Raw genomic sequence first — 17619 nt, forward strand, 5'->3', positions numbered from 1 at the left:
CAGATGCAATCGCTCGTTTCCACCGAATGGCTCGCCGATGAGCTTGGCGCGTCAGGCCTGCTGGTGCTTGATGCGTCGGCGCATTTGCCTTCGGCGGGGCGCGATGCCGCAGCAGAATTCGCCAAGGCGCATATACCGGGCGCGCGTTTTCTCGCGCTGAAGGCCCTGACTAATCCCGATGACCCGGTGCCGTCCGCCCCGCCCACCCGTCCGCAATTCGATGCGCACATGTCGGATTTGGGTGTGACGGCGGACAAGCGGATCGTGCTTTGCGACGATAGCGACCTGCGCAGCGCCGCGCGGGCTTGGTTTCTGCTTCGTCTATTCGGTCTCACCGACATCGCTATTCTGGATGGCGGCTTGGCGAAATGGATCGCTGAGGGACGACCCATCGAGAGCGGCACCAGCGAGCCTGGTGCGACGACTTTCGAAAGCATCGACGGCGAAGGGACCATCCGCATGAAATCAGACATGCTCGCCAATATCGACAGTAAGGCAGAGCAGGTGGTGGATGCTCGCGGAGCCTCGCGTTTTACCGGCGAGGAAGGCGATTTCAGGTCTGGCGTTGCCAGCGGCCATATTCCGGGTTCGCGCAATTTGCCTTTCGGCGCGGTGCTTAATGCGGATGGCACTTTCAAGGACGCGGCAGGTATTCGGGCGGCATTTGCAGAGGCGGGTGTCGATCTCGATAAACCCATCACAACCACATGCGGCAGCGGCATCACCGCGTCCGTCCTGCTTTTCGCGCTGCATTTGATCGGCGTGGACGCGGCGCTCTACGACGGTAGCTGGAGCGATTGGGGCAGCGATCCGAAGATGCCAGTCGAAACAGGACCTGCGCGATGAGCGAAAAAGAGCACAAGCCCGCCACCCGCCTTGTCGAGGCCGGTCGGCGCAAGGAATGGACTACTGCTCCCGGGAAACCCGGCGGCGTGGTCAATCCGCCTGTCTGGCGCAGCAGCACGCATCTTTATGAGAATGTCGCAGACCTTGCGAAAGGGCGCCCCAATGCGGACGGGCACTTTTATTACGGGCGGCGCGGCGGACCTACGCAATGGGCGCTTTGCGATGCGCTGACCGGCCTTGAAGAGGGCGCAGACGGCACTGAACTCTTCCCAAGCGGAGTCGCAGCGATTGCAGCCACGCTGCTCGCTCTGCTCAAACCCGGCGACGAATTGCTGCTGACCGATAACGCTTACGAACCCACTCGCACCATCGCGTTCGGGATGCTGAAGCGTATGGGGATCACCACCAGGACATTCGATCCGATGCAGCCGGAGACACTGGCCGAAGAGATCACTGACAAATGCAAAGTCGTAATGCTGGAAAGCCCTGGCAGCCTGACGATGGAAGTGTGCGATGTCCCCTCCCTTACCGCTATCGCGCGTGAGCACGGCGTGCTGAGCGTGATCGACAATACCTGGGCATCGCCCTTGGGTTTCAGCCCGCTTGCGCATGGCTGCGATGTGTCGATCATGAGCCTGACCAAGCATGTCGGCGGCCATTCGGACCTGATGATGGGCAGCGCCTCTGCCGCCGCGCCGGTGATCGAGCGCATCCGCTTGCAGGCGCAATATATGGGGCAAGTCGTCTCGCCCGATGATGCAGCATTGGCTTTGCGCGGCTTGCGCACCATGGGCGTGCGTCTCAAAAGGACGACCTCAAGCGCGCTTGAGATTGCAAAGTGGCTGGAATCGCGCAGTGAAGTCGCCGCCGTGCTTTGTCCCATGCTCCCCGGTGCGCCTGGCCACGACCTCTGGCGGCGCGATTTTACCGGGGGATGCGGCCTGTTCAGCTTTATCTTTGCCGAGGCCGACAAAGCCGCGCGCGGTCGGTTCATCGACTCGCTCGACCTGTTCGGGATCGGCTTTAGCTGGGGCGGCTATGAAAGCCTGATCATCCCCGCGGATCCGGAGCGCATTCGCGACCACCATACATGGCCGCAGAGTATTGATCATGGCAGCGGGCTTGGCGTTCGCCTCGCCATCGGTCTAGAAGATCCTTCCGATCTGATCCGCGACCTTGAAGACGGGTTCGCCGCCATGGAGACCAAATGAGCGCGATTACCACGCCTGCACCCACCGCGACTGCCACGGCGAATGATGTGGCCCCAGAAGCCGTGCCTCTGCTGGACCCGGAGACCGGTGAGCCTTTGCTTGATCCCGAAACAGGTGAGCAATTGATGGGCGTGCCATCGCAGGAGCCGATCCCGATGCTCGATCCGGAAACTGGCGAACCGATGATCGATCCGGAAACCGGCGAGCCGCTTATGGCCCTGCCCGATCAATCGGTCGATGCGCCGGAGCCCGAGCCCACCGAAGCGATATCGACTGCCACCGATCTGGGCGAAGCGGTGAGCGAGCAAAGCGAAACATTCGGCGGTATGGTCGATTCCATGCAGGGCATGGCCCTCGAAGTGGGCTCTATGCGCGTCTCGCTTTGGGATGTCTTCGTCGTGATCCTCGTCATCGCGGTTGTCCTGACAATCGCGTGGATGATCACAAAGGGCATGCGCGGCGTGTTGAAACGCGTCACCAAGCTGGACGAATCGCAGCGTGTCCTGGCTGAGAAAATCGCCACCATCATCATCTGGGTGGCAGCCTTCCTGATCGGTATCGACCTGCTGGGCATCGATTTAACAGCGCTGGCGGTTTTCTCCGGCGCATTCGGTCTCGCCATCGGTTTCGGCCTGCAGAAGACATTCGGTAACCTCATCTCCGGCATCATCCTGCTGATGGATAAGTCCATCAAGCCGGGGGACGTGATTTCCGTCACCGACAATGCCGGGACGGAAAGCTTCGGCCAGATCCGCAAAATCGGCATTCGTGCCATTTCCGTGGTGACGCGCGACCAGACCGAATATCTCATCCCGAACGAAAACCTGATGATCAATCAGGTGGTGAACTGGTCCTACAGTTCTCGCGATGTGCGGGTGAAGGCGCCGGTCGGTGTGTCTTATGGCAGCGACATCGACCTGGTGACGGAATTGCTTTACAAGGCCGTCGACGATGTGCCGCGCGTGCTCAAATCGCCCAAGCCGCGGGTCAACCTGATGGGGTTTGGCGATAGTTCGGTCGATTTCGATGTGCGCTTCTGGATTCAGGATCCGGAGGAAGGCATGACCAATATCCGATCCGATGTTTACCGGCGGATCTGGCAGCTGTTCAAAGAAAACGACATCGAAATCCCGTTCCCGCAGCGCGATCTGAACCTGCGCACGAACGACCAGTTCCAGCAATTGGTCGAGGCGATTGCGCAGCGTATGGAGAAGTAAGCGGAAAGTGTCTGAGCAGGCCCGCTAAAGCTCACCTACATCCCTCCCAATCCATTCTCGCTGGTGCAGCATGGGTGATGCGCGCATCTGGGATGCATGCAAAACGGCACAATATTTCTTGTCGGCGCTGGGCCCGGCGATCCTGATCTTCTGACCTTGCGCGCGGCGCGGCTGATCAAAAACGCTCCGCTGATCGTCCATGACGGGCTCGTCGATCCGGCGATACTCGCCATGGCGAGGAGCGATGCGCAGCTTATCTCGGTCGCCAAAAAGCGATCGAAGCACACTCTGCCGCAGGATGAGATCAACGCCCTGCTGATCAGCGAAGCGAAGGCCGGACGTGACGTGGTGCGCCTAAAAGGCGGCGATCCTTTCGTCTTCGGGCGCGGTGGCGAAGAAATGGAAGATGCCCATGCCGCCGGTGTGCGCGTGGAAACGGTCCCCGGCATATCCGCTGCCAACGGCGCGGCAGCCGCATCGGGCATCCCGCTTACGCACCGTGACAGCGCGAGTATTGTCAGTTTCGTGGCGGGCCAGTGCAAAGGGCTCTCCGATCAGGACTGGTCGGGCCTTGCGGGTGTCGGCCGCACACTCGTGATCTATATGGGCGTCAAAACCGCACCGCTGATCGCCGAGAAATTGATGGCCGATGGCCTTGCGCCCGACATGCCGCTGGCCGTGGTCGAGAATGCCTGCCGCCCGGAAATGCGTGTGCTGCGCGGCCCGCTCGCCGCTCTTCCCGATCTGGTCGAGGCTGAAGCCGTCCAGAGCCCTGCACTTATCATCATTGGTGAGGTCACCGCGCGGCCCAATGCCGCCATCGCGGCCGCCCTGCAGGAGTGTGCCGCATGAAAATTCTCACCGGAAACGATCTCAAATCAGGTGCCGTCGTATGGTGGGACGGCCAGAATTGGTCGCTGCATATCGCCGACGCCGCCGATGCTGGGGACGAGGGAGAGGCCATCATGGCGCGTGAGGAATCCGCCCGCCGCGTGAATGCGCCCTATGCCATAGCCGCCGAGCAAACCGAAGACGGCCCCCGCCCCGCACACATCAAGGACCGCGTCCGCGCGCTCGGCCCGACCGTGCGGCAAGACCTTGGATACAAAGCCGCCGAGCAGCGCGGCTGGGACTGGGTTATCTGACATGTATCAATACGACAAATACGATCAGGCGATGGTGGACACCCGCGTTGAGGAATTCCGCGACCAATGCAGACGCCGCCTTGAGGGCTCGCTCAGCGAAGACCAGTTCAAGCCGCTCCGGCTGATGAACGGGCTTTATCTGCAGCTTCACGCCTATATGCTGCGCGTCGCCATTCCCTATGGCACGCTCAACAGCCGCCAGATGCATGCGCTGGCCGACATCGCGGACAAGTATGACAAGGGCTACGGCCACTTCACTACGCGGCAGAACATCCAGTACAATTGGATCAAGCTGGAAGATGCGGGCGACATTCTGGCGGACCTCGCCAAGGTCGAAATGCACGCCATCCAGACGAGCGGGAATTGCATTCGCAATATCTCGTCAGACCATTTCGCTGGCGCTGCGGCGGATGAAGTCGTGGATCCAAGGCCTTATGCCGAATTGCTGAGACAGTGGTCGAGCTTCCATCCGGAATTTTCGTACCTGCCGCGCAAGTTCAAGATCGCCGTAATCGCGTCGGAAAAGGATCGCGCGGCGATGCGGCTGCACGATATCGGGATCAACATCGTGCGCAATGATACGGGTGAGCTCGGTGCGGCTTTCTATGTCGGCGGCGGCATGGGCCGGACCCCGATGATCGCCCCACTGATCCGCGAATTCGTGCCGCTGGACCAGATGGTCACCTATGCTGAGGCCTGCCTGCGCGTCTACAATCGCCACGGTCGCCGCGACAACAAGTACAAGGCGCGCATCAAGATCCTTGTCCATGAAATGGGCGCAGAGGAATATGCGCGACAGGTGGAGGAGGAATTCGCCCACCTGCTGGACCAGGGCGTAGAACCGCCATTGGCAGAATTGGAGCGGATCAAGGGCTATTTCGAGCTTCCAGAACCATTACGTCATCCCCGCGAAGGCGGGGATCAAGCTACATTTGCAGCGCGGATCGAAGAAAAGCTGGATTCCCGCCTTCGCGGGAATGACGAGTTTGCAAAATGGGTACGGCGCAACCTCAATCCCCACCATCAATCTGATTACGTCTCAGCCGTTATCAGTCTAAAACCCGTCGGCGGCATTCCCGGCGATGCAACGGCCGAGCAGATGCATCTGATGGCTGAGCTCGCGAAGGAGTTTTCGTTCGACGAATGCCGCGTCATGCACACGCAGAATATCGTGCTACCGCATGTCGAAATCGCGCGATTGCATAAGTTGTGGGAGAAGCTGAAAGTTGCTGGCCTCGGCACGCCCAATCTTGACCAGATCGACGATATAATCGCCTGCCCCGGCCTCGATTATTGCTCGCTCGCCAATGCCCGTTCGATCCCGATCGCGCAGAAGATTTCGCAGCGGTTTGCCACATCCGGCAAAGGCGATGCGCTGGGCGAATTGAAGCTCAAGATCTCAGGCTGCATCAATGCCTGCGGGCATCACCATGCGGGCCACATCGGCATCCTTGGCGTCGACCGGAAAGGCGTCGAGAATTACCAGTTACTGCTCGGCGGCAGTGAGGCGGAAGATGTCTCGCTCGCGAAAATCACCGGCCCCGGCTTTGACGAGGCAGGCATCGTGGATGCAGTCGAGAAAGTGGCCGATACTTACCTGGCGAACAAAGTGGATGGCGAACGCTTCCTCGATACCTATCGCCGCGTCGGCATGGATACGTTCAAGGAGGCGCTGTATGCCTGATACTGACCTCGGGACAGGCCTTGATGCCGTCCAATTCCGCTTTCGCGATGACGATGCAACCGAGCGCGCGCAGGTTACTGTGGACGCTTTCCTCGAGCAAGCCGATGCCAGCGCCGTGCGCATCGAGCCGGGCGACGACGCACGCGAATTGCTGCCGCATCTCGCGCGTATCTCGCTCGTCGAAGTGAACTTCCCGACTTTCGGCGATGGCCGTGGGTATTCGGTAGCCCGGCTGCTGCGCGAGCACGGCTACACCGGAGAACTCCGCGCAGTAGGCGATGTGCTGGTGGACCAGCTCGCTTATATGCGCCGCTGCGGTTTCGATGCATTTGCTCCCGATAAAGCGCTGGACGAAGAGGACGCGCAGGCGGCATTCTCCCGCTGGGAGCACGTCTACCAGCCGACCGTCGATAATGCCGTCCCGATCTGGAAGCTGCGGCATGGCTGAGCTTGCCCGCAAACTGGATGTAATCGACACGGCGCCCGCGTTCACGCTGGCCGATGCCGACGCGCTGAATGCGCGTTTCGACGGCGTGGACACGCTGGAGATGCTGCAAACGTTGTTCGCAGAAAACATTCTGGGCGAAGTCGCTGTCGTGTCCAGTTTCGGCACCGAAAGCGCCGTCCTGCTCGACTTGGTCGCGCGCGCCGATCCCAGCATTCCGGTAATTTTCGTGGATACGCTCAAGATGTTTCCCGAAACGCTGGCCTATCGCGAAGAGCTGATTGCGCGTTTCGGTTTTACCGACAGCCAAGTCGTCACTCCAAAGCCCGAAGTGCTTGCAGAGAAGGACGAAAGTGAGCTTCGCTGGTCTTACGATCCCGATGGCTGCTGCGCGATCCGCAAGGTGGAGCCCATGGCCCGCGCCAAGGCAGGGCTTGATAGCTGGATTTCTGGCCGGAAAGCCTTCCAGTCCCATACCCGCCAGAACATCGCCCGCTTCGAAGTGGAAGATGGGAGGCTCAAACTCAACCCGCTCGGCGATTGGGTAAAAGAAGATCTCGAAGCCTATTTCGAAGCGCGCAACCTGCCCCGTCACCCGCTCGAAGCCAAAGGCTTCCTCTCGGTCGGCTGCGCGCCCTGCACATCGCCGGTCAAGCCCGGTGAGGATGCCCGCGCCGGTCGCTGGCGCGGCTGGGACAAGACCGAATGCGGCATCCATTCGTCCGGCGACGGAGAGAGCGACAACAGCGCCCTGCCCCCGGGCTATGAGCCCTTCCTGTAGGAACTACTCCGGAAGCAGCAGGCCGTAAGCCACCAGCGTTCCGATCACGTCATCCAGCTCTTCAGCATCGGACACATTGAATTCGGATTTCGCAAAACTGCCGGCTGCGATTTTTTTGCGCAGTTGCGGAGCCAGTTCGGCCGAAAGCGGGATGGATGATCCGGAGAGTATGATCTGTGTTTCTGCCGCTCCTCCGCTTTCTGCAGGAGCGCTTTCGAAGCTGTAGAGAATATGCTCGCGAACCCGCAGGCGGTCATCCGCGTCGATGCCCTTGCTGAGCGCGGTTAACGCCCCGCGAAGGCGCGGCCCCTGAGCCTTTACGAAATTGCCGGAGAATGCCGCAAGCGTCGCATCGAAGCTCGCCTTTTCAGCAATTTCGCTCATCAAGCGGGAAAACTTCGCCGCGTGATCGGCCCGCTCGGTCCCATCATCGAAGAACAGTTTGCGCGGCAGCGAATGGCGCATTTCCGGGATCCGAAGGGTCGCTTCGCCCACTGCTTCAAGCATGAATTCGGCCCATGTTTGGTGCAGGATGCCGACGGTGATGTGCAGGCTCGGCTCATCGCCGTGATTGGGGGCACGGTGCGCCGTGCCGCGCGGGACATAAAGGCATTCACCCGGCTGAAGGATGAAGGTCTCTTTCAGTTCACCCGGATCATCGTGATCCTTGCGGAAGCTTTCGCCGCGGAATGGCAGGCCGTCGCGGTCACCATAGATTTCCCACTGCTTGGCCCCGGCAATCTGGATCACGAAAACATCGTGATTGTCGTAATGGATGCCAAAGCCGTGCGCTTCGGGCGGGGTGAGATACACATTGGTTTGCGTGCGCGCGCCAAATTCTCGCTCCAGCGCGAGGCAGAAGCTGTAGAGCTTGCCATCGGCCAGATGGAGCTGCGGCAGGATGATGGTCGCGCCGTCGCGGTAGCTATCGAGCACCGCGCCGCGATCGATTACGCCGCTTTCAAACGTGTATTCGGCCGGATCGAGCCCTTCGCCCGACTTCGCCATGCTGAGCGAGCTGGGCGGCAATTCGCTGTCCGAAATCACCTCATCGATGCGATCCATGCTGAGCAGGTCGGCTGCCTCAGGATGGATCACCGGATTGTGGTAATATTTCCGCTCGTAATATTCAGCGAAGAATTCGTCCGCAGAGAGCGGCGCGATCAGCATTTCGAGTGCTTGCTTCGTGGCGGAACGGGTGGACTGGCCCTGCATGTGTCGTCTTTGCCTTTTCAGTTACGAAAAGGGCGGGAGAAGGCCAAGCCCGCTCCCGCCCCTTGCATTACTCGGTACGCGTGCCTGCGTTTATGCGCAGGAGCCGCGACCACGACCGCGGCCTGCGCGATCGCTATCATCCGAGTCGGTGATACCGCTGCGGCCCTGGCCGGCGCGATCGTTGGGATCGCTGTCCGAATTGCCATTGCTGGTGCCACGACCACGGCCGCCACAGTCGGAATTCGAACCGGAGTCAGAATCGGTAGTACCGCTGCTGCTCCCTCCGCCGCTCCGACCGCCCCCGCGGCCATAGTTTGCGCGATCGTTCGGATCGCTGTCCGTACGACCGGTACGGCCATGGCCGGCACGGTCACTCGGGTCGCTGTCTGAATAACCGGTGCGGCCTTGGCCTGCACGGTCATTCGGGTCGCTGTCGGTACGGCCCGTCTGCTGTGCGACGGCCGGACCGGCTACGATTGTCGCTGCTGCAGCACCTGAAATCAGGCCTACGAACGAACGACGTGATACGGGCTTCGCCCTTTTTGCCATAATAACCCCCTCGGCTTTCACCTTCGGTATCCCCACCGAAAGCTGATGCGCGCTAAACTACGCGCCAGCGTAAATAAGACAAGACCCCATATGGTGTATTGATCTTTGCCCTCAGAGCCAGCCAGCTTTGCGATACCAGTCTGCGGTCTGCGCCAAACCCTCGCCGGAAGCAATTTCCGCACGCCAGACCGCGACTGGGACCGCTTGTTCAGGCTTGGACACCCAATCGGGGTGCGCCATGTAACTTGCCCTGTCCGGAGTGAGCTTGGCCTTGCTGCCGCGAACCATCCGATCCGCTTTGGCAGCGCCGAAAAGCAGGCTGCGCGGCACATGCGGAGCCCATACAGACTTGCCCATTGCAGCACCGATGGCTTGCGCAAGCTCCTTGTGGCTCCACCCGCCCTCTTTTCCATCGTCAGGCTCAAAAATACGGCCGAGATGGTCTGTCGCGCTTTCTGCAACCGACAATAAAAGTCGCGCCAGATCAGTCACATGGATAATCGAAGTGCGCCCCTTCGGCGGCATGGGGACGACACGCATTTTTGCCGCCTTGAACAGCTCGAAAATCTCCGTATCGCGCGGGCCGTAAACGGCGGGCGGGCGGATGATCGTCCAGTCGAGACCGCTGACCTGCACCACTTCCTCCGCCATCCGCTTCGAATGGCCGTACATGGACAGGCCCGGCTCCCTCGCCGCGAGCGACGACACATGGACAATGCGCTTCACACCAGCCTCTCGCGCTGCGTCGCAGACATTGCGCGTTCCATCCACATTGCCGCTTTTGAAGCCTGCCTCATCCGGCGCGTTCACCACACCGGCAATATGGAGAACGGCATCGGCGTCTTGCATAAGCTTAGCCAAAGCGAGCCTGTTCGACAGATCGCCGCGAATCCAGGTGATGTTTTGATCGTCGTCTTGCGGCCTGCGGGTCAATGCGCGAATCGCGATGCCGCGCTGTTTGGCTTCATCGAGAACCGCCTGGCCGACGAAGCCCGTGCCGCCGGTGACGGCAAGGATCACATCAGCACCAGATGATCGCGGTGCATGACAGCAGATCGCGGGGCGTGGCCAAGGATCGCTTCCTGATCATCTTTCTGCATGCCCATGATCGCTTCCACATCATTGGCATCATATTCCACGAGCCCCTTGGCGATCATGTTTCCGGTGACGTCGAACACCGGGATGATATCGCCGCGTTCGAAATCGCCGTCCGCCCCAATGACGCCGGCAGCCAGTACACTTTTGCCATTGCGAACGGCGCGGACGCAGCCATCGTCAACCTTGATAGAGCCTGCAAAGCGCATGCGCCCGCCGATCCATGCGCGGCGTCCGCTTTCATCGCGCTGCGGCAGGAACAGCGTGGCGGCTTGCGAAGCCATGGCCCGGGCAAGCGGGTTTTCCGCCTTGCCATTGACGATGGCGAGCGCGATGCCAGCTTTCTCGGCGATTTCGGCGGCAAGCAGCTTGGCCGTCATCCCGCCCGATCCGAGGCCTGAGCCAGATTCAGTGTCGGCCATTGCATGAATTTCATCGGTGACGCCGTGGACTTCGTCGAGCCGCTCGGCATCGGGCTCGTCGGGATGCTTGTCATAGAGGCCGTCGACATCGGTGAGCAGGATCACACCATCGGCCTGACAAGCCTGCGCCACACGCGCAGCCAGCCGGTCATTGTCGCCGAAGCGGATTTCGCCGGTCGCGATGGTGTCATTCTCATTCACCACCGGCACGACACCGCTTTTCAGCAGGCGGCGCAGCGTGGCGGAAATGTTGAGATAACGCCGGCGGCTTTCGAAATCGTCGAGCGTCAGCAGCATTTGCGCGGCCGTCAGATCGCGTTCGGCGAGAAGCTGCCGCCACACGCTCGCAAGCTCGATCTGGCCGACCGATGCCGAGGCCTGCGCCTCTGCCAGAGTGCGCCGTCCACCCTCTTCGAAATCCAATTGCTTGGCGCCAATCGCGATCGAGCCGGAGCTGACCACGACCACATCGATGCCCATTTCGCGCGCCGTCCATATCTCGTTGACGATGGTGCGGAGCCATTCGACTTCGACACGCCCGCTATTATCGACCAGCAACGCACTTCCGATTTTGATGACCATGCGTTTGCACGCTTCGGGGTCACGAAAGTCGAGGAGAGTTTTGATGGGCATGGGTATTGGCCGTCTATGTGTCTGCTAAAAGATAAATCGTTACGGCGAAGATAGGAACGATCAGATCGGGGACCAACTCTCGCCCTCGCCTTCCCCACTGGAACCATCCTCCTCACTGGAAATCGAGCCAGGCTGTTCGGTCATCGTCCGACTGGGTAGGTAACTCAAAACGGCGTCGAGCAGTTCCTCGATACCCTCACCCGTTGCACCCGACACGGGGAATACCTCGTCTGCGCCCGCCGCTTTCAATTCATCGGCGAACCCGCTCGCCAACTCCGCATCGGCAAGGTCGATCTTGTTGAGCGCGACGAGCGTCGCCTTGTCATCGAGGCCCGCGCCATAGGCCTCAAGCTCTGCATCGACCACCCGCATCGCTTCCACCGGGTCGGTTTCGCCGAGCCCTGAAATATCAATGAGGTGGATCAGCACGCGGCAGCGTTCGATATGGCCGAGGAAGCGGTCGCCGATTCCAGCGCCATCCGCCGCGCCTTCGATCAGGCCGGGAATATCCGCCAGCACGAATTCGCGCCCCTTGTGCCGCACCACGCCAAGCTTGGGAATCAGCGTAGTGAAAGCATATGCGCCGACTTTCGCACGCGCGTTGGACACGGCGTTGATGAAAGTGGATTTGCCGGCATTTGGCAGGCCCACCAGCCCGACATCGGCGAGCAGTTTCAGGCGCAGCCACACCCACATTTCTTCGCCCGCCTCACCCGGCTGGTGCTGTCGCGGTGCGCGGTTGGTGGAGGTTTTGTAGGACGCATTGCCGCGCCCGCCCATGCCGCCTTCCAGCAGGACGACGCGCTGCCCCTCCTTCGTGAAGTCGGCGATGATCTCTTCCTTGTCTTCGGAAAGGACCTGCGTGCCCACCGGCACTTCAATCACCAGATCGTCTGCCCCCGCGCCATAGCGGTCCTTACCCATGCCATGGCCGCCGCGCTTCGCCTTGAAATGCTGTGCATAGCGGAAATCGATGAGGGTATTGAGGCCGGGCACGGCAACCAGGACGACATCGCCGCCTTTGCCGCCATTGCCTCCATCAGGGCCGCCGAATTCAATGTATTTTTCGCGCCGAAAGCTGACAGCCCCGGGGCCGCCCGCACCGGACTTCAGGAAAATCTTTGCTTGATCAAGAAAGTGCATGGCGGCCCCTTAGAGGAGTTTTGCCGCCCATGCACCTTTCAAGATTGTCTTTCAGCTCGCCTCGTCGTCCTCGTCCGCCTCAGGCATGACGATGTTTTCATCGGGAAGCGGCTGCACCACGGGCGTGCTGGCCCCATCCTCATTGACCGGGATCACGGGGATTGCAGCGCCAGTCTCCGTGTCGGGCACTACCACCGGATCAGCAGGAGTGGTGTTGAAATTCTGCACGCCGGCCGCGGCCTGCTGCGAGGCAGTGCCATACAGGGCGACCCATCCAGGCTGCGACGCGCCATAGCGCGAGCCATAGCGGGCATCCCATTCGGCTGACGCGAGCTCATATTGCTCATACGCGGTGTAGAAACGTTCGAACGCAACTTCATATTGAGTGAGGCCATTGACAGCGAAAAGCGCAAAATCCTCTGGCTGTGTCGTCAGATAATCGGTCGCCAAGGACTGCGCGACGTTGCAAAATTCGCGCCGTGCAGCGGGAAGCGTGAAGTAATTGTAGACTTCGGTCGATTCCGTTTCGCGAAGGCGGATGGCCGCCCGCCGATTGCCGCCAGCTTGTTGACGATACTGCGCCTCCAGCCGATTGTTCACCCCTGACAGCAGCTGGGACTCGTTCTGCAACATCGCGCTATATCCATCCAGGATCGCCGGGTGACGCTCTGTTGCGCAATTGAGCGCAGCCACATTCCAGCCGGAGCGGAAATGCCAGATCGCCCTATCCTGTCCGAGATTGGAATTGACCGTCGTGCGCATTCCCATCGCATCCTTGCGCGGAATATTCATCCGATAGGCCGCAAGCGCGGGTGGGACCGGGCGATAGGGAATGGCCTCCACGACAGGCGCAGGCGGCGGCGGTGGAGGCGGCGGAGGCGGAGGCGGAGGCGGCGGTGTCGCACAAGCGGCGAGCAAAGCCGCAGCTGCGCAAACGATCGCAGCGCGCGCTGTCATTCCTTTGCGCTCAATTTTTTTGATGCTGAGCGGTGGTGTATTCATGATCTGCCCAAATTCCTCTGTTCGGAAATGACCATCCCCTATGGTCGATTACCCTCAGCTGACTATCCCGCTGCTCGGACAAAAGAAATGCCCGGAATGCAGATTTGCACTCCGGGCACGTTCAAGCGAATCAGATGTGCGACAAAGTGTTTCGTCGCCGACGATCCGAAATGTCTCCTATTCGCGAGCTGCACCCATAAAGCGCAGCAGGAACAGGAACATGTTGATGAAGTCGAGATACAGGTTCAGCGCACCCATGATAACCAGCTTGCCCAGCGGGTAAGCGGCAGCGACCGACGGATTGGTCATCTTGGCCTGCTGGATCATCAGATATTCCTGCTTCAAGCGCTGCGTGTCATACGCAGTCAGGCCGGCGAAGATCAGCACGCCGAGCGCCGAGATCGCCAGTTCCAGACCGGGCGAACCGATCAGGAAAGCGTTCAGCAGCGAGGCAACGATCAGGCCGATCACACCCATGATCAGGAAGCTGCCCCAGCCCGAAATGTCCTTCTTTGTAGTATAGCCGAACAGGCTGAGTCCGGCGAAAGCACCGGCCGTCGCGAAGAATGTCGTTGCGATCGAGGCGCCTGTATATTGCAGGAATACCGAGGACAGCGAGAGGCCCATCAGCACTGCAAAGCCCCAGAACATGGCCTGAAGCGTGCCGATCGAGAATCGATCACGCCCGAAGCTCATCGCGAAGACGATGGCGAGCGGTGACAGGATCAGGACCCAGGCGAGGATCCCGCCATTGTAAAATACCTGTGCGGCCATGGACTGATCACCACCACGGGCGAACAGCATCGCGACCACACCGGTCAACAAAACGCCCGATGCCATGTAATTGTAAATCGAGAGCATATGCTTGCGCAGGCCAGCATCAAACGTGGTGCCGGCGGCAACATCGCCCGTCTGGCCCGGAGCGGTTCCGAAACCCTTACGGGTCTGGTTGTCGTTCCAATTTGCCATGTTTTCCAAAACTCCTTTTGCCCGGCCACACCATAGCGAACCGGATCAGCCACAATATTGGCATTTTGCGAGTGATTTTCAAGGAAAACCGGAGCCTGTCACCAGCTCTGCGTATTAACCTTGAAAAACGCCTATTCGCGCGCTTCCCGCGCCATTTCCACGCTGCGATCACGCGCGGCGCGTAAGCATTTCGTCATCAGTTGGGTGAGTGCTTCGTCTTCGTCGAGCACATCCATACCTTTGCGAGTCACCCCGCCGGGGCTCGCGACCATGTCCGCCAGCTTGCCCGGTGGATGCTCGGATTGCTGGGCCAAGGCCGCTGCGCCCTCGGTCATCGCGACCGCCAATTCGCGCGCCTGATCTTCTTTCAGGCCGAGCCGGACCGCCGCTGTGCTAAGCGCATCGATAAAGCGATAGACAAACGCCGGACCGCTGCCTGCCAGCGCGGTGACAAGATCAAATCGATCCTCGCCAACCCATGCAGGCGTGCCGAGCGGCTCGTGGAAAGCAAAGATTGCCTCCCGCCCTTCTTCTTCCAGCCCCTCTTCGGCGAGAGCGACGGGTGATTTGCCCATGGCGCAGGCAAGGTTTGGCATGACGCGGACGACAGCCTGCGCATCGGGGAAATTGGACCGCAGCGTATCGAGCTGGACGCCAGCGAGTACCGAAAGAACGATTGTGCCGGGGCCAGTCACGCCCTGCAGGGTCGGCGCGATGTGTGCCAGCATATACGGCTTGAAGCCGAGCAGCAAAGCATCGAATTGACGGTCTTCCGGCACCTCTCGCAGCAGTTCAACATCGCCTGGCACGCTTTCGCGCGTGGGGGTGACGACCGTAAAGCTTTCCTTGGGCAGGCCGGCAGCCAGCCAGCCTTCCAGCATGGCTCCGGTCATATTGCCGCAGCCGATCAGAAGGATGTTTGCCGTTTTGCTCATGTTTGTCTCCGCATTTGCAGCGGATGTAGGCCGTCGGCGAAAAGTCTCAAGCCTTGCAGCTCAGGCTTCACCCGCCGCATCGACCAGTGCGGCATCGAGCGCCGCGCGCGGTGCCTTGTCGCCCCACAGCACGAATTGGAACGCGGGATAGAAACGGTCACATTCGGCAACGGCAGATTCGATTGCCATCTGCGCCATATCCACGCTCAGCATGCCCTCGTCACCCAGCATCAGGCCATGGCGATAAAGCAGCATCCCGCCTTGCGACCACACATCGAAATGGCCGAGCCAAAGCTGTTCGTTGATGAGCGCCAACAGCTCGAATGCGACCTGGCGTTTGTCATCGCCGACGCGGATTTCCGGCAGGCAGAGCAATTGCAGCACATGGTCTTCCCGCCGCCAGATCGCGCGCAGCTGGTATGTCGTCCAACTACCTGGAATCTCTACGGTAACTTCATCCTCGCTGACCTGTTCAAAAGCCCAGCCATGGGCTTCGAACAGCGCGGCGAGCATTTCGACCGGTGCCGCATCCTCGGCGGGTTCCATTGTTGCGCGATCGGTATTCATGCGTGATTTCTGCGTCCAAAGATCATGCATAGCTTAATGCGTCGTAAGCCATATTTGGCGCAATCGAAGCGGCCAAAACGGTCGGGCAAAACTCGTTTGGCTTGTTCACAAGATGTGCACAAATCGGCCCCGCCCGAGGGAGCGGCCCGATCGGTCGATCAATCGAGCGGACGCACTTCTTCGCCATCAGCACTGGTGAACCGGAACGCGTCGACGCCCGCTTCGCCCAGTTCGGTCACGAATTCCTGCGCATCGCGCACCGAATCGAAAGGCCCCGTTACCAGCCGATTTGTGGCGTTCCACGGCGCGGTGAAGGCCTCTCGATCATCCAGCAAGCCATCGGCATTGCGCACGATGCGCCGCCAGTCGAAACGGAAGGCGGAGGTGTCTTGGCCGGTGGCGACTTGCACCCAATGGCGGCTGGGATTGGCAGGCGGAGGAGGCGGCGCCTCTTCCACTTCCTCGCGCGCTGGCTCTATCGCGGTGATATCGACCGCGCCGCTGCGGGGCGCAACTGCATTTGTCTCCGGCAGGACAAAGTCGGCAAACGCCTCTTCCAGGCCCAATTGCTCTGCACTGCGCTCTTCTGTGTCGGCGATCACCTGCTCAACCGCAGCGTTGCCGGTGGAGGCTGGAGCCGCCGCGGGTGCGGGGCTTTCAGAGATCGTGAAGGAAGGGCGCGCATCGGTGGTCGATACCATTTCGGCAGGAAGCTGTTCCGGCTCATCCGATACAGCGACGACGGGCGGCGCGGCGCCAGCCACGGAGCTCGGCGGCATCTCGGCTTCCGCAAGCGCGGGGAGTTCGCCATTCGCATCGAGTTCAGGCGCAGCAGATGGCCCTAGTGGCTCACCGGCAGGCGTCAGGCGATCATTACTCGAAGGGGGAGGCGGAGCCACTTCGGCGCGCTGCGCCAACGCAGCGACTTGCGGAGCGTCACGCCCAATATCCGCAACATTGGGGAAGCGCCCGAGATTGGCTGCAGCCGCTTGCTGAGCGCGAGTGAGCGTTGGCATGTAGCGAAGATACGGCGCGAGGCGACCTGACAGGCGCGGCGGCAACATCGTTTCGGCAATCGAAACCGCTTCTTCATGCCGACCCAAAATAGCAAGGGCAAAGGCGCGGGTGCGAAAGGCCGCCCTGTCCTGGCGCTGGAGAAGCGGCAGCAGGGTCGTCTCGGACGCCTCCGCATCGCCTGCAATCGCATAGCTGAGCGCTAGGCGGCGGAGAACGTCATTGCTTTCATCGCGCGAAAGGGCCTGACGATAGAAACGCTGCGCGCGGCCATTATTGCCGACCAGATCATAGGCAAGCCCGCGTGCAGCCGCGTGACGGCGCATATTCTCACCGGCCGCCTCGGCATTCGAAAACAATTGCACCGCAATTGCGCCTTCGCCTCTGCTTACAGCGACTTGCCCCAGCCCCGCCAGCATTTCTCCGTCATCGGGATCGACCCGCTGCGCGCGATTGTAAAAACGCAGCGCCGAGGAGAAATCGCCAAGTTGCAGAGACGCGTTCCCTGCATCGAGCAGGGCGCGCATGTTTTCCGGATTTCGACCGAGCCTTTGCATCGCATCCGAAAGCTCTGCCTGTGCTTGAGCGGGCAAGCTTTGCACGACTTCCTGCGCATGAACCTGAGTCGCTGCAAGCAACGGAAAACCCGCGATAAAAGCGGAAACGGAAAGCTGGCAAAGGAAAAGGCACGATCGGATCATCGACCGCGCCCTAACCATATTTGACACTTCGCGAAAAGCCCGAAG

Annotated in this window: 18 protein-coding genes; 8 read left to right on the forward strand and 10 right to left on the reverse strand. The window is 60.5% G+C overall.

The genetic code is table 11. The features are described 5' to 3' along the window. Positions 1 to 3 precede the first annotated feature (3 nt). The 8 genes from I5L03_RS11760 (at position 4) to I5L03_RS11795 (ending at position 7329) form a co-directional block, all read left to right on the forward strand. Positions 4 to 846 (forward strand): sulfurtransferase, encoded by an 843-nt coding sequence (locus I5L03_RS11760; protein WP_197921989.1) that lies wholly within the window; start codon positions 4 to 6, stop codon positions 844 to 846. After that, positions 843 to 2057 (forward strand): cystathionine beta-lyase, encoded by a 1215-nt coding sequence (gene metC / locus I5L03_RS11765; RefSeq protein WP_197921990.1) that lies wholly within the window; start codon positions 843 to 845, stop codon positions 2055 to 2057. Before I5L03_RS11760 ends, metC begins: the two co-directional genes overlap by 4 nt. Then, complete coding sequence (locus I5L03_RS11770) at positions 2054 to 3274, forward strand: mechanosensitive ion channel family protein (RefSeq protein WP_234035235.1); 1221 nt, start codon at positions 2054 to 2056, stop codon at positions 3272 to 3274. Before metC ends, I5L03_RS11770 begins: the two co-directional genes overlap by 4 nt. 96 nt (positions 3275 to 3370) lie before the next feature. Further along, positions 3371 to 4126 carry a uroporphyrinogen-III C-methyltransferase gene (gene cobA, locus I5L03_RS11775; RefSeq protein WP_197921991.1) on the forward strand — a complete coding sequence of 252 codons (756 nt, stop codon included), beginning with the start codon at positions 3371 to 3373 and terminating at the stop codon, positions 4124 to 4126. Then, positions 4123 to 4419: a DUF2849 domain-containing protein gene (locus I5L03_RS11780; RefSeq protein ID WP_197921992.1), complete on the forward strand. Its 297-nt coding sequence runs from the start codon at positions 4123 to 4125 to the stop codon at positions 4417 to 4419. Before cobA ends, I5L03_RS11780 begins: the two co-directional genes overlap by 4 nt. Position 4420: 1 nt before the next feature. Continuing rightward, positions 4421 to 6103, forward strand: coding sequence for a nitrite/sulfite reductase (locus I5L03_RS11785; RefSeq protein ID WP_197921993.1), 1683 nt, complete (start codon positions 4421 to 4423; stop codon positions 6101 to 6103). Next, complete coding sequence (locus I5L03_RS11790; protein ID WP_197921994.1) at positions 6096 to 6551, forward strand: DUF934 domain-containing protein; 456 nt, start codon at positions 6096 to 6098, stop codon at positions 6549 to 6551. The genes I5L03_RS11785 and I5L03_RS11790 overlap by 8 nt, the downstream gene beginning before the upstream one ends. Continuing rightward, positions 6544 to 7329 carry a phosphoadenylyl-sulfate reductase gene (locus tag I5L03_RS11795; protein WP_197921995.1) on the forward strand — a complete coding sequence of 262 codons (786 nt, stop codon included), beginning with the start codon at positions 6544 to 6546 and terminating at the stop codon, positions 7327 to 7329. The genes I5L03_RS11790 and I5L03_RS11795 overlap by 8 nt, the downstream gene beginning before the upstream one ends. Before the next feature lie 3 nt (positions 7330 to 7332). Here the strand turns inward: I5L03_RS11795 and I5L03_RS11800 are convergent, their stop codons facing one another. The 10 genes from I5L03_RS11800 to I5L03_RS11845 form a co-directional block, all read right to left on the reverse strand. Next, positions 7333 to 8544 (reverse strand): cupin domain-containing protein, encoded by a 1212-nt coding sequence (locus I5L03_RS11800; RefSeq protein ID WP_197921996.1) that lies wholly within the window; start codon positions 8542 to 8544, stop codon positions 7333 to 7335. A 90-nt stretch (positions 8545 to 8634) separates the two neighbouring features. Beyond that, complete coding sequence (locus I5L03_RS11805; protein ID WP_197921997.1) at positions 8635 to 9093, reverse strand: hypothetical protein; 459 nt, start codon at positions 9091 to 9093, stop codon at positions 8635 to 8637. Positions 9094 to 9204: 111 nt separating this feature from the next. After that, the gene (locus I5L03_RS11810) at positions 9205 to 10113 is read right to left on the reverse strand and encodes an NAD-dependent epimerase/dehydratase family protein (protein WP_197921998.1); all 909 of its coding nucleotides are present in this window, start codon (positions 10111 to 10113) and stop codon (positions 9205 to 9207) included. Next, positions 10110 to 11243: a glutamate 5-kinase gene (proB, locus tag I5L03_RS11815; protein WP_197921999.1), complete on the reverse strand. Its 1134-nt coding sequence runs from the start codon at positions 11241 to 11243 to the stop codon at positions 10110 to 10112. Before proB ends, I5L03_RS11810 begins: the two co-directional genes overlap by 4 nt. A gap of 60 nt (positions 11244 to 11303) precedes the next feature. Beyond that, entirely contained in the window at positions 11304 to 12386 is a 1083-nt protein-coding gene (gene cgtA, locus I5L03_RS11820; RefSeq protein ID WP_197922000.1) for an Obg family GTPase CgtA, read from the reverse strand. 51 nt (positions 12387 to 12437) lie between these two features. Further along, the gene (locus tag I5L03_RS11825; RefSeq protein ID WP_197922001.1) at positions 12438 to 13343 is read right to left on the reverse strand and encodes a hypothetical protein; all 906 of its coding nucleotides are present in this window, start codon (positions 13341 to 13343) and stop codon (positions 12438 to 12440) included. Positions 13344 to 13565: 222 nt separating this feature from the next. Further along, positions 13566 to 14357 (reverse strand): Bax inhibitor-1/YccA family protein, encoded by a 792-nt coding sequence (locus I5L03_RS11830; protein ID WP_197922002.1) that lies wholly within the window; start codon positions 14355 to 14357, stop codon positions 13566 to 13568. Positions 14358 to 14488: 131 nt separating this feature from the next. Further along, positions 14489 to 15292 carry a pyrroline-5-carboxylate reductase gene (proC, locus tag I5L03_RS11835; RefSeq protein ID WP_197922003.1) on the reverse strand — a complete coding sequence of 268 codons (804 nt, stop codon included), beginning with the start codon at positions 15290 to 15292 and terminating at the stop codon, positions 14489 to 14491. A 60-nt stretch (positions 15293 to 15352) separates the two neighbouring features. After that, on the reverse strand, positions 15353 to 15859 hold the full coding sequence (locus tag I5L03_RS11840) for a type III secretion system chaperone family protein (protein ID WP_197922004.1): 507 nt from the start codon (positions 15857 to 15859) through the stop codon (positions 15353 to 15355). A gap of 158 nt (positions 15860 to 16017) precedes the next feature. Continuing rightward, positions 16018 to 17592 (reverse strand): tetratricopeptide repeat protein, encoded by a 1575-nt coding sequence (locus tag I5L03_RS11845; protein ID WP_325100192.1) that lies wholly within the window; start codon positions 17590 to 17592, stop codon positions 16018 to 16020. Between the last annotated feature and the right edge of the window lie 27 nt (positions 17593 to 17619).

The sequence above is a fragment of the Aurantiacibacter sediminis genome, from assembly GCF_016019885.1.
Lineage (GTDB): Bacteria > Pseudomonadota > Alphaproteobacteria > Sphingomonadales > Sphingomonadaceae > Alteraurantiacibacter > Alteraurantiacibacter sediminis.

Coding starts and splice junctions, on each gene's coding strand:
- I5L03_RS11770 (WP_234035235.1), top strand. CDS start 2,054: ATGAGCGCGATTACCACGCCTGCACCCACCGCGACTGCCACGGCGAAT.
- I5L03_RS11760 (WP_197921989.1), top strand. CDS start 4: ATGCAATCGCTCGTTTCCACCGAATGGCTCGCCGATGAGCTTGGCGCG.
- I5L03_RS11800 (WP_197921996.1), bottom strand. CDS start 8,544: ATGCAGGGCCAGTCCACCCGTTCCGCCACGAAGCAAGCACTCGAAATG.
- I5L03_RS11840 (WP_197922004.1), bottom strand. CDS start 15,859: ATGAATACCGATCGCGCAACAATGGAACCCGCCGAGGATGCGGCACCG.
- proB (WP_197921999.1), bottom strand. CDS start 11,243: ATGCCCATCAAAACTCTCCTCGACTTTCGTGACCCCGAAGCGTGCAAA.
- metC (WP_197921990.1), top strand. CDS start 843: ATGAGCGAAAAAGAGCACAAGCCCGCCACCCGCCTTGTCGAGGCCGGT.
- I5L03_RS11785 (WP_197921993.1), top strand. CDS start 4,421: ATGTATCAATACGACAAATACGATCAGGCGATGGTGGACACCCGCGTT.
- cgtA (WP_197922000.1), bottom strand. CDS start 12,386: ATGCACTTTCTTGATCAAGCAAAGATTTTCCTGAAGTCCGGTGCGGGC.
- cobA (WP_197921991.1), top strand. CDS start 3,371: ATGCAAAACGGCACAATATTTCTTGTCGGCGCTGGGCCCGGCGATCCT.
- I5L03_RS11830 (WP_197922002.1), bottom strand. CDS start 14,357: ATGGCAAATTGGAACGACAACCAGACCCGTAAGGGTTTCGGAACCGCT.
- I5L03_RS11795 (WP_197921995.1), top strand. CDS start 6,544: ATGGCTGAGCTTGCCCGCAAACTGGATGTAATCGACACGGCGCCCGCG.
- I5L03_RS11790 (WP_197921994.1), top strand. CDS start 6,096: ATGCCTGATACTGACCTCGGGACAGGCCTTGATGCCGTCCAATTCCGC.
- I5L03_RS11825 (WP_197922001.1), bottom strand. CDS start 13,343: ATGACAGCGCGCGCTGCGATCGTTTGCGCAGCTGCGGCTTTGCTCGCC.
- I5L03_RS11805 (WP_197921997.1), bottom strand. CDS start 9,093: ATGGCAAAAAGGGCGAAGCCCGTATCACGTCGTTCGTTCGTAGGCCTG.
- I5L03_RS11845 (WP_325100192.1), bottom strand. CDS start 17,592: ATGGTTAGGGCGCGGTCGATGATCCGATCGTGCCTTTTCCTTTGCCAG.
- proC (WP_197922003.1), bottom strand. CDS start 15,292: ATGAGCAAAACGGCAAACATCCTTCTGATCGGCTGCGGCAATATGACC.
- I5L03_RS11780 (WP_197921992.1), top strand. CDS start 4,123: ATGAAAATTCTCACCGGAAACGATCTCAAATCAGGTGCCGTCGTATGG.